Annotated in this window: 12 protein-coding genes; 4 read left to right on the top strand and 8 right to left on the bottom strand. The window is 63.8% G+C overall.

Annotation, left to right across the window (positions count from 1 at the left end):
* Positions 1-108: 108 nt before the first annotated feature.
* From IG178_RS13940 to IG178_RS13930, 3 genes are all read left to right on the top strand, one after another.
* Positions 109-2,520: a ligase-associated DNA damage response DEXH box helicase gene (locus tag IG178_RS13940; protein ID WP_193213174.1), complete on the top strand. Its 2,412-nt coding sequence runs from the start codon at positions 109-111 to the stop codon at positions 2,518-2,520.
* The gene (gene pdeM / locus IG178_RS13935; RefSeq protein ID WP_193213173.1) at positions 2,517-3,167 is read left to right on the top strand and encodes a ligase-associated DNA damage response endonuclease PdeM; all 651 of its coding nucleotides are present in this window, start codon (positions 2,517-2,519) and stop codon (positions 3,165-3,167) included. Before IG178_RS13940 ends, pdeM begins: the two co-directional genes overlap by 4 nt.
* A gap of 83 nt (positions 3,168-3,250) precedes the next feature.
* Positions 3,251-5,455 (top strand): tetratricopeptide repeat protein, encoded by a 2,205-nt coding sequence (locus IG178_RS13930; RefSeq protein ID WP_193213172.1) that lies wholly within the window; start codon positions 3,251-3,253, stop codon positions 5,453-5,455.
* An 18-nt stretch (positions 5,456-5,473) separates the two neighbouring features.
* On the opposite strand, the gene IG178_RS13925 is transcribed toward IG178_RS13930, so the two are convergent.
* The 4 genes from IG178_RS13925 to purD are packed head-to-tail and all read right to left on the bottom strand — an operon-like array spanning position 5,474 to position 8,868.
* Positions 5,474-6,415, bottom strand: a complete 942-nt coding sequence (locus IG178_RS13925; protein WP_193213171.1) for an aspartate carbamoyltransferase catalytic subunit — start codon at positions 6,413-6,415, stop codon at positions 5,474-5,476.
* Entirely contained in the window at positions 6,405-7,079 is a 675-nt protein-coding gene (locus IG178_RS13920) for a hypothetical protein (protein WP_193213170.1), read from the bottom strand. The genes IG178_RS13925 and IG178_RS13920 overlap by 11 nt, the downstream gene beginning before the upstream one ends.
* A gap of 2 nt (positions 7,080-7,081) precedes the next feature.
* Positions 7,082-7,612, bottom strand: coding sequence for a bifunctional pyr operon transcriptional regulator/uracil phosphoribosyltransferase PyrR (gene pyrR, locus IG178_RS13915; RefSeq protein WP_193213169.1), 531 nt, complete (start codon positions 7,610-7,612; stop codon positions 7,082-7,084).
* Entirely contained in the window at positions 7,612-8,868 is a 1,257-nt protein-coding gene (purD, locus tag IG178_RS13910; RefSeq protein ID WP_193213168.1) for a phosphoribosylamine--glycine ligase, read from the bottom strand. The genes pyrR and purD overlap by 1 nt, the downstream gene beginning before the upstream one ends.
* A 118-nt stretch (positions 8,869-8,986) precedes the next feature.
* Here purD and IG178_RS13905 point away from each other — a divergent pair, with 118 nt between their 5' ends.
* Positions 8,987-9,151 (top strand): hypothetical protein, encoded by a 165-nt coding sequence (locus IG178_RS13905; RefSeq protein WP_193213167.1) that lies wholly within the window; start codon positions 8,987-8,989, stop codon positions 9,149-9,151.
* 159 nt (positions 9,152-9,310) lie between these two features.
* Here the strand turns inward: IG178_RS13905 and IG178_RS13900 are convergent, their stop codons facing one another.
* From IG178_RS13900 to IG178_RS13885, 4 genes are read right to left on the bottom strand one after another with little or no spacing between them, the layout of a single operon-like run.
* On the bottom strand, positions 9,311-10,324 hold the full coding sequence (locus IG178_RS13900; protein WP_193213166.1) for an ABC transporter ATP-binding protein: 1,014 nt from the start codon (positions 10,322-10,324) through the stop codon (positions 9,311-9,313).
* A complete protein-coding gene (locus IG178_RS13895; RefSeq protein ID WP_193213165.1) occupies positions 10,321-11,307 on the bottom strand; it encodes an ABC transporter ATP-binding protein in 987 nt (328 codons plus the stop codon). The genes IG178_RS13900 and IG178_RS13895 overlap by 4 nt, the downstream gene beginning before the upstream one ends.
* Positions 11,308-11,309: 2 nt before the next feature.
* Positions 11,310-13,379 (bottom strand): ABC transporter substrate-binding protein, encoded by a 2,070-nt coding sequence (locus tag IG178_RS13890; RefSeq protein WP_193213164.1) that lies wholly within the window; start codon positions 13,377-13,379, stop codon positions 11,310-11,312.
* Positions 13,376-14,980 (bottom strand): ABC transporter permease subunit, encoded by a 1,605-nt coding sequence (locus IG178_RS13885; RefSeq protein ID WP_193213163.1) that lies wholly within the window; start codon positions 14,978-14,980, stop codon positions 13,376-13,378. The genes IG178_RS13890 and IG178_RS13885 overlap by 4 nt, the downstream gene beginning before the upstream one ends.
* Position 14,981 lies beyond the last annotated feature (1 nt).

Here is a 14,981-nt window from a genome sequence, read left to right as displayed (position 1 = left end):
CGGGACGCAAAATCCGCATGGCATGCAGCGGAAAATGACGACCGCCCGGTCGCCACCGCAAATCTCCCTTTGCCATCCGGGAAACTTGGCGGTTGATCTGGCCGCACCATGCCGGGAAACCCACTCCAGCCCTTCTTCCGACAACGCGGCTGGAGGGCCTTCCCTTTTCAAAAGCAAACCTGGGCCGCCTACGCCGACGGCAAATCCGGCCTGCTGCACGCCCCGACCGGGCTCGGCAAGACCCTTGCCGTGTGGGGCGGCCCCGTGATCGAGGCCATCATGAACCCTCGGTCCGGCTGCAGCGTGCTCTGGATCACCCCCCTGCGGGCCCTCGCCCAGGACACCCTCCGCGCATTGCGCGAACCGCTGGAACTCCTCGCCCCCGACCTGCAAGTCGAAGCTCGAACCGGCGACACCCCGGCCGCGCTCCGCGCCCGCTTGCGGAAGAGGCTTCCCTTCGGCCTGGTGACGACCCCGGAGAGCCTCTCGTTGATGCTCACCCACCCGGACACGCGGGAAAAGCTCTCCGGCCTGCGCGCGGTGATCGTCGACGAGTGGCATGAGCTCCTTGGAACCAAACGCGGCGTCCAGACCGAACTCTGCCTCGCCCGGCTCCGCGCCTGGCTTCCCGACCTGCAGATCTGGGGACTTTCCGCCACCCTCGGCAATCTCGACGATGCCCGCGCCACCCTTCTCGGCGATCTCCCATCCGTCCGGATCGATGCCGATCTCAAGAAACCGATCCGCATCGAAACCCTGATCCCCCGGGAAATCGACCGCTTCCCCTGGTCCGGCCATCTTGGAACCCGGCTCGCTCCCCAGGTCGTCCGGGAACTGGAAAAGGCCCACACCACCCTGCTCTTCACCAACACCCGCTCCCAAACCGAAATCTGGTTCCAGGAACTGGTCGCCCTGCGCCCCGATTGGCGGGACACCCTCGCCATGCACCACGGCTCCCTCGACCGTGCCGAGCGCGAAAAGGTCGAGGCAGGCCTCCGCGACGGGTCGCTGCGCTGTGTCGTCTGCACCTCGTCGCTGGACCTTGGCGTGGATTTTTCACCCGTCGACCAAGTCATCCAAGTGGGATCACCCAAGGGCATCGCCCGCTTGCTCCAGCGCGCCGGACGCTCCGGTCATCAACCCGGAAAAACCTCCCGGGTACTGGGCGTGCCCACCCACGCGATGGAACTGGTCGAGTTCGCCGCGGTCCGCGACGCCGCCCTGGCCCGTCACCTCGAAGCCCGCCGCCCCCTGACCAAGCCGCTCGACGTGCTCGTCCAGCACCTCGTCACCTGCGCCATCGGCGAACCGTTCGAGCCCGCGGAGATGCGCCGCGAGATCCAGTCGAGCCACGCCTTCCGGGACCTCGGCGACGACGAATGGAACTGGTGCCTGGGATTCATCTCAAATGGCGGCCAAGCGCTCGCCGCCTATCCGCGCTACCAGAAGGCCCGCCTGGTCGACGGACGATACCAGGTCGATGACAAACGCCTGATCACCCAGCACCGGCTGTCGATCGGCACCATTTCCTCAGATGCCCACGTCAGCGTCCGCTTCGCCAACGGCCACAGCCTCGGCACCGTCGAAGAGGGTTTTATCAGTCGTTTGAAACCCGGCAACCTGCTGGTCTTCGCCGGCCGCAAACTGGAGCTGATGAGACTCCACCAACGCGTCGCCACCGTCCGCGTCGCCACCCGTCAGGCAAAGGGGCATGTCGCCATCTGGGGCGGCAGCAAAATGCCGCTCTCCACCGAGCTCTCCCACGCCATGGCTGCCCGCTTGCGCGGTGAGGGCGGGCGCGCGCCTGAGATGACGGCAGTCGCCCCGATCCTCGCCATCCAGCAGCGCTGGTCACGACTCCCCGATGACCGCAGCCTCCTCGTCGAGCACACCCGGTCCCGCGAAGGCGAACACTTGTTTATTTACCCGATGGCAGGCCGCCTGGTGCACGAAGGACTTGGCGCCCTGATGGCCTACCGGCTGCGCCTGAAGGACGACGTCACCGTGACCCAGAACGATTACGGATTCTGCCTCTCCGCACGCCGGGGACTACACCTCAGCGAAGATGCCATACGTTTCAATCTAACGTTAGATTCCTTGCTTGAGGATCTGATCGCCTGTCTCAATACCGCCGAGTTGGCGCGCCGCCACTTCCGCGAAGTCGCCCGCGTAGCCGGCCTGGTTCTCCAACAACTGCCGGGGCGCCAGCAACGCGGCCAACGGGAGATTCAATCAAGCTCACGCCTCCTCTTTGAGGTCCTGGAACGCTACGATCCCGCCAATCTTCTTCTCCTCCAGTCCCAACGGGAAATTCTAGAGAAGCAACTGGAATACAGCCGACTGGGAAATGCGCTATCAGAAATCAAAGAGCGACCAATACATTTGATTGAAACAGAAAACTTAACACCCATGGCATTCCCGCTCTGGGCGGACCGCCTCTCCGCCACCTTGCCCGCAGGGGACGTTGCAAGTCGCCTCGAACAGATGCTTGAAGAACTCAATCAGGCCGCCACCAGATGACCACAGCACTCCTTGAACAAACGATTGAACTACTTCCAGAAAAGGCGGTTCTTCTCGCGGATCGGACCCTCGTTGTGGCGGATCTTCACTTGGGAAAGGCCATCGCATTTCAGGCCAAGGGGCTCGCGATTCCGGAGGGTGATAGCGACTCGGACCTGGCCAGTCTCGCGACTCTTTGCCAGCAACAGAATGCGTCGCGGCTCATCATCGATGGCGACCTCTTCCACTCCCCCGCCGGCCTCACCACCGCCATCGAACAGTCGCTTGAATCGTTCATGGAAAAGCTGGGGATTCCGGTTCAGCTGGTGATCGGCAACCACGACCGGAAGATCGCCCGTTTGCCCGCGAAACTCGAACCGGTCCCGTCCATCGAAGCCGCCGGCTTTCACATCGTCCACGACCCCGGCGAGGCAAGGGACGATCGGCCGACCATCGCGGCACACTGGCATCCGGTGGCCCGGATCGCCGATGGCAAGCGCACCTCGCTGCGACTTCCCTGTTTCCTGATCCGCGGCGAGATGCTCGTTCTCCCGTCTTTCGGCAGCTTTACCGGCGGCGCGATCGTCGAGCCCCGCAAGGACGACCGGATCTTTGTCGCACCGGGAGACCAGGTCATCGAGGTCCCGCCCCGACTCCTCAGGAAGTAGCGTAATTTCCGCCGTCTAACGCCTCCGCCCGGCCCGATTTCCCCCTTGCCGCCGCTCCGCGGCTTTCCTAGTTTGCCCGCCCTATGCGTCGGAGCCTCTTCCGTTCCACCGGTCGTGCCGGATTACTCGCCTGTGCCTTGAGCGTGGGCGCCTGGTCCACGCCGGCGCGCGGACAGGAGCCCGGCCCGCTGACTCCCACCAAGGACGCCCCGGCCCATTTCGATCCGTCGGACGTCTATTTCCAAGGTTGGCTGCTGTCCCGTGACGCCGAGAAATTGCGTGCCGACAAGAAGTTCACCGAGGCCTACGAGAAGCTCCGCCGCGCCCAGCAGCTCTTCGACAGCGTCGCCACCTACTACCCGCTCTGGAAGCCGGAGATGGTCAAGGGCCGCCGCGACCAGACGACGGATTTCATCAACGACATCGGTCCCGAGGTCGTGAAGGAGCGCGACCACAAGAACCGCGCCATCGCCGAGTTGGAGGGCGGCCTTCGCACCGGCGTGATGGAAGGCGAGGCCCCGGCTCTCCAGGACAGCCAACTGCCGGAAGCGCCGGTTCAACCGACTCAAAAGGTCGAGACCCTCGAGTCGCGCCGCATCGTTGAACTGGAACAGCGGGTCAAGGAGCTGGAGCAGGACCTTGCCGGGAAAGGAAATCCGGGAGCCGCCGATCGCAACGCCTCGCGTGCCCGCGACCTCACCACCCAGCGCGACCTCGCCCGGGCCGAAATGAAGCGGGCCCAGGATGAACTCGCCAAGCTCCGCAGCCGCATGGCCTCGGAGCCCCTGCAACAAGACATGCGTCGCCTCAACGGGCAGATTGAATCGCTCGAGCGCGAAAAGGCGGCCATGGCGCAGGCCCTCGACCAAAGCCAAGCGGAAACCCGCACCGCCCGAGCCCAAGTTGATGCCCTTCAGGCCGAGCGCACCCGGCTGGCCCAGCAGGCGGCGGATCTCCAGAAGAGCCTCGAGGATGAGCGCAAGACCCAGAACGAGGTCATCGCCAGCCAACACAAACAGCTCCGCAAATTGCAGGATCAGCTGCGGGGCAAGAACGACGAGTTGGCTCGCGCCAACCAGAAAATCGCCTCCTTGGAGAACACCCTCAAGGAGGTGCAGTCGTCGTTCCAGGACCTCGAAGTCGAGCGCGACAACTTGCTGCGGGAGAACGCCAACATGGCCGCCTTGCTCAACCTCAACGAAGGCAGCCGGATCCAGCAGTTGATCGACCAGAACATGGGCCTCGCCAAGCAGCTCCGCGAAGCCAACGAGCAGGTCGACCGGCTCAACAAGAGCAACAACGCCACCCAGGACCAGTTGCTGGATGCGATGCGCGACCTCGCCATCGCCAAGGGCAATATCAACGACTTCAAGCGGGAGAAGGCCGCCCAGGACAAGCGGATGGCCGACCTGGAAGCACGCCTCCGCGCCGAAGCAGGCGGCCTCGCCAGCTCCGGCGCCGATCCGGCAGAAGCGGAAATGCTTCGCTCGATCATCCAGAAGCAGCTCCGCATCCAGGACCGCCGCCGCCAGGCCGCCGAGCTGCTGGTCGAGGCGGTTGGCGACAAGGCCGAGAACGACGATTCCATCCGGGAAGCCCTGGACCTTTTCAATGGCACCGAGCTCGCGTTGAGCCCGGACGAGATGAACGTCGTCCGCAACCGCAAGGTCGACGACGAGTTCGTGTCGCCGTTCCGTCGTCCCCGCGATCAGGTCAATGCCAGCGTCGCCCAGCTCGAACAGGAGAACCTTCCCTACACCGACGCCGCCACCCGCGCCTACGTCAACGATCGCTTCCAGTCCTGCCGCGAGCTCTTCGAGCTGGTCCTCGAGCGCAATCCCGGGGACACCAACACGATGTGCCGGCTGGGCAATGTCCACCTCCGCTTGAACGATCCCGCCGCTGCGGCGCAGGTCTTCAGCGACGCGGTCGCGATCAACGGGACCAACCCCTATGCCTACCGCATGCTCGGCTTCTCGCTGACCAAGCTGCAGGACTACGGACCGGCGCTGGATGCCTACAAGCGCAGCGTCGAGCTCGCCCCGTCGAACGCCGACGGCCGGGTTCTCCTCGGCAAGTTGTTCTTCGATCTCGGCCAGGAGGACAAGGCGGAGGCCGAGTTCAAGTCCGCCCTCGAGTTCGACGACACCCTCGATCAGGCCTACTTCAACCTCGCCTTCCTCTACGCGGAACAAGGCCGCAAGAAGCAGGGACTTGAGTATTACCGCAACGCGATGGAGCGTGGAGCCTCTCCTGACCTCGAGTTGGAGAAGCGTCTCGGCTATTGAGCCACCCTCCGGGCCTTATCAGGCACCGCCTTCGATCTTTCCCTCGCCGCCCGGCTTGAGCGAGTAGAGCACCGCCATGCGGACCGCGATGCCATTCTCGACCTGGCGGTTGATGAGGCTGCGCGAGTAGTCGAGGGCGGCATCACAGAGCTCCACCCCTCGGTTCACCGGGCCGGGATGCATGAGGTAGATCCCACGGTCGTCGATTTGTTTCAGCCGCTCGGTGGTCACCCCGTAAACCTTGTGATACTCGCGCAAGCTGGGGAAATACTGGACGTCCTGGCGCTCCATCTGGACGCGCAACAGGTAAACGACCTCGGGTCCCCATTTCATCGCCTCGTCGTAATCGGTGAAGCGCTTGATGTTGTCCGGCCCCGCCTTCGGAACCAGTGAACCGGGGCCAAGGTAGGCGACCTGTGCCCCGAGACGCTTGAGCACGGTGCTGGTGGAGCGTGCGACACGGCTGTGTAGGATGTCGCCCACGATCAGCACCTTCTTGCCGGTGAGATCCGGGTAGATTTCCTTCAGGGTGAAGGCGTCCAGAAGACCCTGGGTCGGGTGGGCGTGCGAACCGTCTCCGGCATTGATGACGCTGGCCTTGGTCATGCCGGCGATCATCCCGGGCAAGCCGCTACGGCCGTGCCGGACGACAATGTAGTCGGTGCGCATCGCCTGCAGGGTCTCGATGGTCTCGCGGACGGACTCCCCTTTGACAATCGACGACTGGAACACGTCGAAGCTGGTGACATCCGCCGACAGGCGCTTCGCCGCGACCTCGAAGGAGGAGTGGGTGCGGGTGCTCGGCTCGTAGAACAACATCAGGACGGACTTGCCCTTGAGGGCCGGGACTTTCTTCACGGAACGGGTGAAGAGCTCTTTGAACGGGACGGCTTGATCGAGGATGAGATCGATCTCTTCCCGGTCGAGTGAAACGAGGTCAAGGAGGTCCTTACGGGCCATAAGTAGGTGTCAATTGGTGGATGAGTCCGAAAACGGAGACGAGAACGGCGAGGATGCAGATGAAGCCGGCGTGGTGGCGGGAGCGCGGCTTTTTCAGGGCGATCCAGCCCGCGGCCGCGAGGGAGAGGACACAGAATCCGATCAACAGGCCGAAGCCAGCCTGCCCGAGCCAAGGCTGGCGCGACAGGTCGGCAAGCCAGCCGGCGATGAAGTTCGGCTCCGGAACCCCGGGCGCCCAGGCCGCGAACCACCCGACCAGCGCACCACTCAGCGGCAACAAGTAGCCGAACAGGATGAAAGGCCACGGCACGGCAAGCTGCTGGACATAGGCGATCGACTGATCCGGCGGAGTTGCCTGGACGCGGCGCATTTCCATCAGTTCCCGGTCGCTGTGGCGGCGGACCGGGATCGGAGCGCCGGGCTTGGCGGGCGCGGTGCGCTTGCGGTTGCCCGGCTGCTGCTCCGATTTGCGCAACGATCTTACCGGTTTCGCCTCGACCGGCTTGGAAGATTCCTCCTCGGCCGGGGCCGGTTCAAAAACATCGGTCACCGGAATCTCCGGTTCGGACGCCTTCTCCGCAGCCACCGGTTCGCTGCCGGGAACGCCGATTGACTCGCGGAGTTTCGCGATTTCCTCGGCGGATTTCCGGCGTTCGGGAAGCATGGTCAGTCGGGGTTCTTGGCGACGATCTCGATCTTGTCCTCGCCGTCGGCACCTTCCAAGGAAACATGCACGTGATCATGCCGGGCGGTCTCCAGCAGGATGCCGGTGTAGTCCGGCTGGATCGGCATTTCGCGGTGACCGCGGTCGATCAAGGTCGCCAGCTCGACTTTCGCCGGGCGACCGTAGTCGGAGAGCGCATCCAGTGCGGCGCGGATCGTGCGGCCGGTGAAAAGGACATCGTCGACCAGGATGATGTGCGCGCCGTCGACGGTAAACGGGATGTCGCTTTCCTGCAGCTTGGGATTTTCGTGCAAATGCTCGTAGTCGTCGCGATAGAGCGAGATGTCGAGCACCCCCATCTCGAGCTCCCGGTCGTCCTCGGCCAAGCGGTTGCAAACCCGCTCCGCCACCTCGTCACCGCGGCTGCGGATGCCCACCAGCGCGATCGGCCGGCCGGCCGTGCGCTCGCGGATCGCGGTCGCCAGCTTGACGATCCCTTCGTCGATATCGTCGGGTCCGAGAATGCGGCTCATCAGTCGGTGAAATTGAGGATTCCGATGTCGCGGCGGCGCTGCATGCCGTCGAATTCGACACCATCGGCGGCGGCGTGGGCCGCAGTGACGGCAGCATGGCGGTTCTCCCCTCCGGCGACCACCGCCAAAACGCGACCGCCGTTGGTTTCCCAAACCCCGTCCGCGTTGAGCAGCGTCCCGGCATGGTAAACGCGGGCATCGCCGACGCTGTCCAACCCGGAGATCCGGTCCCCGGAATGCGAGCTCTCCGGGTAGCCCGCGGACGCCAACACCACGCAGACGCTCCAGCCTTCGTCGAAGGAAACAAGCTCCGGCTTCAACTCACCCTTTGCCCCGGCCAGGCAGAAGCCCGCGAGATCGCCCTTTACCAGCGGCATCACCGCCTGGCATTCGGGATCGCCGAAGCGGCAGTTGTACTCGATGACCTTCGGCCCCTCCGGCGTCAGCATCAGTCCGAAGTAGAGGAACCCGCGGTACGGCAGGCCGTCCTTGCGGAGCCCGGCCACGGTCGGAGCGACGATGTTCTTTTCAATCTCCGCCAAAAGTTCCGCCGGGATCAACTTGCGGCTGGCGACGGCGCCCATGCCGCCGGTATTGGCGCCGGCATCCCCCTCGCCAATCCGCTTGTAATCGCGGGCCGGGGTGAAGATCAGGTAGCGGTCGTCGACGATCGCTGCGAAAATCGAAACTTCCGGGCCGGTGAGGAAATCTTCCACCAGCACGCGGCCGGGGCCGAAGCGCTTCTGGACGAAGACCTCGTCGAGGAAATCGGTGGCTTCCTGTTCGACCATGCACACCGCCACGCCCTTGCCGGCAGCCAGGCCATCGAACTTGAGAACGGTGGGAAACTTCCCGCCGATGGCCGCGACCGTCTTTTCCAAGGTCTCGCAGGCGCTGGCCTTGGCGGTCGGGATACCGTGGCGTTCCAGGAACAACTTGGCGAATTCCTTGCTGGCCTCGAGTTGGGCGGACTGCAGGTGCGGCCCCCAACACGGGATGCCGGCCTTCTCGCAGAGGTTCGCGAGCCCCTCGCCCTTCACCAGGTAGCTCTCCTCGCCCGCGACACAGAGGTCGATGGCATTCGCAGCCATCCAGGCGACCAGAGATTCAAGCCCGTCGGCATCGACCGGGCTGGCGATCTGGAAAATCGCGGAACTGCCCGGAAAGCAATAGAGCTCCGGCTTCTCCGGCGATTCGGACAGCGCCCTCAGCAGCGCATGCTCGCGCCCTCCCTTTCCCACCACGACGATCTTCATTCTCGCGGCGGTTTTGGGTGATGGAAGCGCCGGACTCAACTCCCAATTGACCCTACGCGTTTGCGTAATCCGTCATGACGTAATGGTTCCATGGCACCATCCACGGCATTCTGTCGCCATGAAGATCGCCAACCGCTCCAACTTCATCCCCCGCCTCGTCCTCGCCCTTGCCATCACCGGGACCAGCATCGGCTGGATCCCCCAGGAAAAGGGCAAACGCAAGGTGCGCATGGCCGACGCGGCTCCCGAACTCAGCCGTCCGGTCACGACCCAGGTCGCTTGATCGGATCGCCCTCCCCCCCCTTTACCCTTCCCCTCCGCAATGAAACCCCGTTTTCCCCTCGGCCTGCTCTTGGCCCTCGTGACCTTCTACTCGGTGGTCACCCTGCTCTTCATCAACTGCCCTTGAGCAGCCGCCGGCTCCGGATCCTCCTCCCGCCGGCTATTTGACGACGCCCCCGGACACCCTCGCCCAGTCCTTCGGCTCGAGGCAACAGGGATCCGCGGCGACCCAGTGCCCGGGATCGATTTCCCGGAGCGACAGATCGGCCCCGATCGTGTCCTTGTATCCCGGGTGCTGGATCCGGTGACCGAAGGCACTTCCCTTCGGCGGATCGATTGGCGACGGCACATCGCCTTCGAGCAAGATGCGGCTCTTCTCCAGAGTCGGGTCCGGCTCGGGAATCGCCGAAAGAAGGGCCTTGGTGTAGGCGTGCTTCGGCTCCCGGTAAATCGTCTCGGCGTCGGCCATTTCGACGATTTTTCCCAGATACATCACGGCCACCCGGTCGGAGATGTGCTTCACCACTGCCAGGTCATGGGCGATGAAAAGGTAGGAGAGCCCCATGTCCTGCTGCAGCTCCAAAAGGAGGTTCAGCACCTGCGACTGCACGGAAACATCCAGCGCCGACACCGGCTCGTCGCAAATGATCAGCTTTGGCTTCAGGGCGATCGCGCGGGCAATGCCGATCCGTTGCCGCTGGCCGCCGGAAAATTCGAACGGATACCGGTCGGCCGCCGCGCTTTGCAGTCCGACGCGCTCCAGCACCTCGTCCACCCGCTTGCGGCGGGCCTGGGCATTCCCGTAGCCGTGGATGATCAGCGGTTCCTCGAGGATCTCCCGCACGCTGTGCCTGGCATTCAGCGATTCCACCGGATCCTGGAAAATCATCTGGATGTCCCGCCGCAGCGGACGCATGGCCCGCCGGCTGAGCCGGGTGATGTCCCGGCCGTCAAAGGCAACCGAGCCGGCATTCGGGTCGTTCAGACGGACGATCGTCTTTCCCAAGGTCGATTTCCCGCAACCCGACTCCCCCACCAAGCCGAGGGTCTCGCCGGGCGCAATTTCGAATGAAACCCCGTCGACAGCGCGCACGGAGCCGATCTGGCGCATCAGCAAGCCTCCCGAAACCGGGAAGTGCACCTTGAGGTCGCGGACGGAGAGGATCGGGGTCATGCGTCGTTGGAGGCGTAACAAAGGGGACAAGCTTCCACCCAATGGCCGGGCGACACTTCGATGAACGAAGGGCGCTCGCGGAGCGTGCTTCCCTGGCGGTCCATCCGTTGGCAGAAGCGGCAGCCGGGAACGAAATCCTTGAGCGTGGCGACCATCCCGGGAATGACCGGCAGCTTCGTCTTGCGCGGGGTCTCCATCCGGGGGATCGAGGCCAGCAGCCCGCGGGTGTAGGCGTGCAAGGGATTCGCAAACAGCGCCTTCACCGGCGCCCGCTCGACCACCCGGCCGCCGTACATCACCACCACCTCGTCGCAGCTTTCGGCGATGACACCGAGATCATGGGTGATCAGGATCACCGACATCCCCATCTCGGCCTGCAAGCGCTTCATGAGATCGAGGATCTGCGCCTGGACGGTGACATCGAGAGCCGTCGTCGGCTCGTCGGCGATGATCAGGTCGGGCCGGCAGGCAAGAGCCATGGCAATCACCACTCGCTGCCTCATCCCGCCGGAGAGCTGGTGGGGGTAGTCGCCCGCCCGCAGCTCCGGCGCCGGAATCTTTACCAGCCGCAACATCTCGATCGCGGCCTCCCACGCCTTTCGCTTGCTCATTTTCTTGTGCAGGCGGAAGCACTCGGAAAGCTGTTTGCCGATCCGGTGGACCGGATTGAGGGCGGTCATCGGCTCCTGGAAGATCACCCCGATCTCGTTGCCGCGGATCTTGCGGAGCTCCGACGGCTTGAGCCGGGTGAGGTCCCGGCCCTTGAACATCACCTCGCCCTGCAGGATCTTGCCCGCCGGTTGCGGCAACAGCCGGATCATCGACATCGCGGTCACGCTCTTCCCGCAGCCCGACTCGCCGACAATCCCGAGCGTCTTGCCGCGCTCGATGTCGAATGAGACCTGGTCGACGGCACGGATCAGGCCGCCATCGGTGTCGAAGGCGGTGATGAGATCACGGACCTGAAGAAGTGGCTCGGACATGGTCACTCGGCGGCAGCCGCGGCGGGCTTGGAACGGAATTGGTCGAACACGTGGTTTTGCTCCGGGAAAGTGCGGCCCTCTTTCATCGCCTCAAGCGTGTCCCGCTTGATGTCGTTGTCGATCCACAGCACGTGGTTCATCTCCGGGTCGTTGCCGAGGCGGACGTTGAAATCGTCCGGCCAGCGGACCCAGCGCCAGTAGCCGACCCGGTAGAACGGCCGGGTGAACGCCGGCACCCACACGGCGCGCTCGTGCATGATCTCCTCGATCTTGTAGCTGGTGTCGCGGATCACATCGAGGCTGCGGGCGGCGCGGTTTTCCTCGAGAATCTTGTCCACCTCCGGATCGGCGAAGGAGTTGATGTTGTTGGTCATCGGCCGGGGCTTGGTCGACCCCGGTTCGTAGGCATCCTTCGAATGGAAGCCCTGGTAGTAATCCGGGATCGGCGGCGGGCTCTGCCAACCGGCGAAGGCGATCTCATGCTCCTTGCGGCTGATCTTCTGGAACGCCGCGACCGGATCCATTCCCTCGAGCTTGAATTCCACCCCGGCCCGGCGGGCCTCCTCCTTGATCCGCAGGAGGATTGGGTCCCAGATGGGGTGCTTCGGGTAGGTGACGGTGAAAGAAAGCCGCTTGCCGGACGGCGTCTTGAGGATGCCGTCCTTGTCGCGATCGGTGAAGCCTGCCTTGGCGAAGTGCTCGCGGGCCTTTTCCACTGAGAACGGACGAGTGCGGAGCGTGGGATGGGAAAACTCGCCATAGCCGGCATTGAGCAGGTTCAGCCGCTCGCCGTCGCCCCGCAGGTCCAGTTCGATGACTTTTTCCCAGTTGCACGCGTGCTGCAGGCCGATGCGGACCTCGAGGTTCTTCAACGAGTCCTCGTGCAGGTTGAAATAGAATCCGCGGGAAACCGCCGGGAACTCGTTGTAGAAGGTCGCCTTCTCGATGTAGCCGTTGAAGACCTCCGGCACCTCGGTCTTTTCATACCACTTCCGGGCGTCGCCAAGGAGGTAGACGTCGATCTCCCCGCGAAGGAACAGCTGGAAGACCTTCTCCTCGTCGCGGACCTGAATGTACTCGAGCCGGTCGGGATTGAAACGATATTTGTAGTATTTCTTGTCCTTGGCCCACCAGTCCTGCACCCGCGTCAACGCGATCGAACGGCCTTTCTGGATATCCTCCGACCGGATCCTGTACGCACCGGTGGTCGGCCGCGGCCGCCAGTTGTAGCGGGTCTCGAAGTCGGGCCCGAACTCCTTGTAAAAGTCTTCCTGGAACGGTGTCAGCCCGGCGAATCCTTCCGCCATCGGCTTTGCCGACGCGAGACGGATGCAGACATAGTCGTCGCCGTAGGTTGCGATGCCCCAGTACTGTTCGCCGTAATAAGCGCGGTAGAACGCCTCGGTCAGGTAGGGTGACAGGTAGATGTAGAAGGCCATCAGCCAGTCGCGCGAGGTGACTTCCTTGCCGTCCGACCAGCGGGCGTCGTCGTCGATGTGGAAGTAGACCGTCTGCCCGTCTTCGGCGACCGCCCATCGGTCCGCCAGCGCCGGAATCGGCTTGCCGGTTCCGGGGTGCCAGGCGGTCAGGCTCATCTCGACATCGTCCCAGTGATAGCTGCGGAACGAGTTGTTGCCCTCCTTGCCGAGGGGCCGGATGGTCGGCGGGTACGAGCCCCCGGGAATGAAGGAATGGAACGTTCCGCCCTTCCTGGCGTCCGGCGATCCAAGCTCCGGCTGGTCGAGGTCGGTCTTCCACTCCAAGTCCTGCGGCAGGTCGGCTTCCGTCAGGATGTCGAAGAACTTCGGCCGCTCCATCCGGTGACGCAACGCACCGAGCTGCTGCTGTTTCTCCATCCTGACGTCGTCCGCCAACTCTCCCGCCAACTCCTGTTCGAGCTTGTTCCGCGAGGCGGTCAACTCCTCCAGCACCTCGGCATTCTTGCGCTCGTAGAAAAGTTCCCGCTCGCGAGTGTTGTCGTACGAAGGAAACTCGTCGGCGCCCCGGTCCGTGCAGGATAGGGAAGCGAGGGCGGCCACGGCCGCGGCCAGGATGGTGAGCCGGCGGATCATTGGTAGGTGGTGAATTTCTTGGGATCGAAGGCCTCGCGGATTGCCTCGCCGATGAAGGTGATCACCAGCAGCACCGTCACCATCACCCCGAAGACCGAGGCCACGATCCATGGCGAGGAAAGATTCGAGGTGCCGTCGTCCAGCACCCGGCCCCAGCTGGGGTAGGAGTCGGGCAGGCCGAAACCAAGGAAGTCCATGGCGGTCAGCATCGTGGTCAGGCCGGCGACGCTGAACGGCAACAGGGTGACGATGGTTGAAATCGCGTTCGGCAGGATGTGACGGAAGATCACCCGGGTGGTTCCCGCCCCCTGGACCCTCGCGGCCGCCACATAGTCGCGGGCCTTCTCCTTGAAGGTGGCCGTTCGCAGGTAGGTGGCCACCGAGATCCACGAAAAGGCGCAGTAGATCAGCAGGATGTTGGCGAGCACCACGTTGTCCCGGCCGATGCTCGCGGTGACGATCATCACCACCAACAAGAACGGGACATTGCTGAGGATCTCGATCAGCCGCTGCATGGTGATGTCGAACCACCCGCCGAAGTAGCCCATGATACAGCCCAGCGCGATCCCGGCCCCGTAGGTGATGGCGAGGAACATCGCCGAGGCTTTGAAAATCACCTGCAAGCCACCGAACATCTGCGCGGCGATGTCCCAGCCCTTGGAGTCGGTCCCGAGGAAGTGCTTGTCGTTCCACGACGGCGGCGCCGGGGGATAGACCAGTTCGACCCAGCCGGTTTCGGGAACATCGGCCGAAGGCTCCTCGCTCCCCTCCATGACCCGCTTGCCCTCACGCCATTCCTCCCGGCGGGTGAATTCCCCTTTCTCGTCGTAAACCGATGTCGTCCCGTCGCGCAGCCCCTTGCGGAACCGAGAGGCGAGGCTCTGGATCTCCAGATTGTCTTCGCGGAACTGCACCGCCTGGCCGTTGAACGGCTCCTTGTCGCCATTCCGGTGGATCTTGCCCTCGATCACCAGCAAGGGACGGCGGATCACTTCATCCGAATCGAAGGTCGGATCCCACGGGATCGGCGGCAGGATCACCTTGTTGCCGGACTTCTCATCGACAAAGCGCTGGTGCAGCTTGCGGTAGTTCACCTCTTGCTCGGCCGAGCCCCCGAAATCCTTCTCGTAAAGGATCTGCTGCTGGAAGGCCGGGAAGAACCAGCGACCCTCGTAATTCACCGCCAGCGCCCGCTTGCCGACCAACACCTGGTCCAGCATCGCCAGCAACAAAAGAAGGATGAGGATCCGGTAGGCGGTCCACCCCCGGCCGATCGAACGGAAGCGGGCGAACTTGCGCAGCGTCAGCGGATTCCATTGAAACTTCCCGCCGGTGAAAATCATCACCAACCCGGCGATCGCCATGACCCCGCAAATCCCGTAGCCGACGATGTCCCCCTGATGCTCGCGGAGCCAGCGGTTGCTGGTTTCCCAGGAAAACAAGCTCCACTCCGCCGGGCTGGCCACCTGGATCTCGTCCGGTGTGGCACCGAACGAAAAGAACCAGCGCAGCGACGGCAGGGCCAGCTCGCGGGAATGCGACCACCCCGCGGCCAGTGCCACGAGAATCAACAACAAGCCGATCTTGCGCGGAAAGTTCATC

The sequence above is a fragment of the Neoluteolibacter marinus genome, from assembly GCF_014904755.1.
GTDB classification, from domain to species: domain Bacteria; phylum Verrucomicrobiota; class Verrucomicrobiia; order Verrucomicrobiales; family Akkermansiaceae; genus Haloferula; species Haloferula marina.
Note: the sequence above shows the minus strand (reverse complement) of the source record. Positions and strands in the feature narration are given on the sequence as shown.

What these genes read in the sequence shown, in the direction of transcription:
- IG178_RS13940 (WP_193213174.1), top strand. Translation starts at nt 109, where the DNA reads ATGCCGGGAAACCCACTCCAGCCCTTCTTCCGACAACGCGGCTGGAGG.
- pdeM (WP_193213173.1), top strand. Translation starts at nt 2,517, where the DNA reads ATGACCACAGCACTCCTTGAACAAACGATTGAACTACTTCCAGAAAAG.
- IG178_RS13930 (WP_193213172.1), top strand. Translation starts at nt 3,251, where the DNA reads ATGCGTCGGAGCCTCTTCCGTTCCACCGGTCGTGCCGGATTACTCGCC.
- IG178_RS13925 (WP_193213171.1), bottom strand. Translation starts at nt 6,415, where the DNA reads ATGGCCCGTAAGGACCTCCTTGACCTCGTTTCACTCGACCGGGAAGAG.
- IG178_RS13920 (WP_193213170.1), bottom strand. Translation starts at nt 7,079, where the DNA reads ATGCTTCCCGAACGCCGGAAATCCGCCGAGGAAATCGCGAAACTCCGC.
- pyrR (WP_193213169.1), bottom strand. Translation starts at nt 7,612, where the DNA reads ATGAGCCGCATTCTCGGACCCGACGATATCGACGAAGGGATCGTCAAG.
- purD (WP_193213168.1), bottom strand. Translation starts at nt 8,868, where the DNA reads ATGAAGATCGTCGTGGTGGGAAAGGGAGGGCGCGAGCATGCGCTGCTG.
- IG178_RS13905 (WP_193213167.1), top strand. Translation starts at nt 8,987, where the DNA reads ATGAAGATCGCCAACCGCTCCAACTTCATCCCCCGCCTCGTCCTCGCC.
- IG178_RS13900 (WP_193213166.1), bottom strand. Translation starts at nt 10,324, where the DNA reads ATGACCCCGATCCTCTCCGTCCGCGACCTCAAGGTGCACTTCCCGGTT.
- IG178_RS13895 (WP_193213165.1), bottom strand. Translation starts at nt 11,307, where the DNA reads ATGTCCGAGCCACTTCTTCAGGTCCGTGATCTCATCACCGCCTTCGAC.
- IG178_RS13890 (WP_193213164.1), bottom strand. Translation starts at nt 13,379, where the DNA reads ATGATCCGCCGGCTCACCATCCTGGCCGCGGCCGTGGCCGCCCTCGCT.
- IG178_RS13885 (WP_193213163.1), bottom strand. Translation starts at nt 14,980, where the DNA reads ATGAACTTTCCGCGCAAGATCGGCTTGTTGTTGATTCTCGTGGCACTG.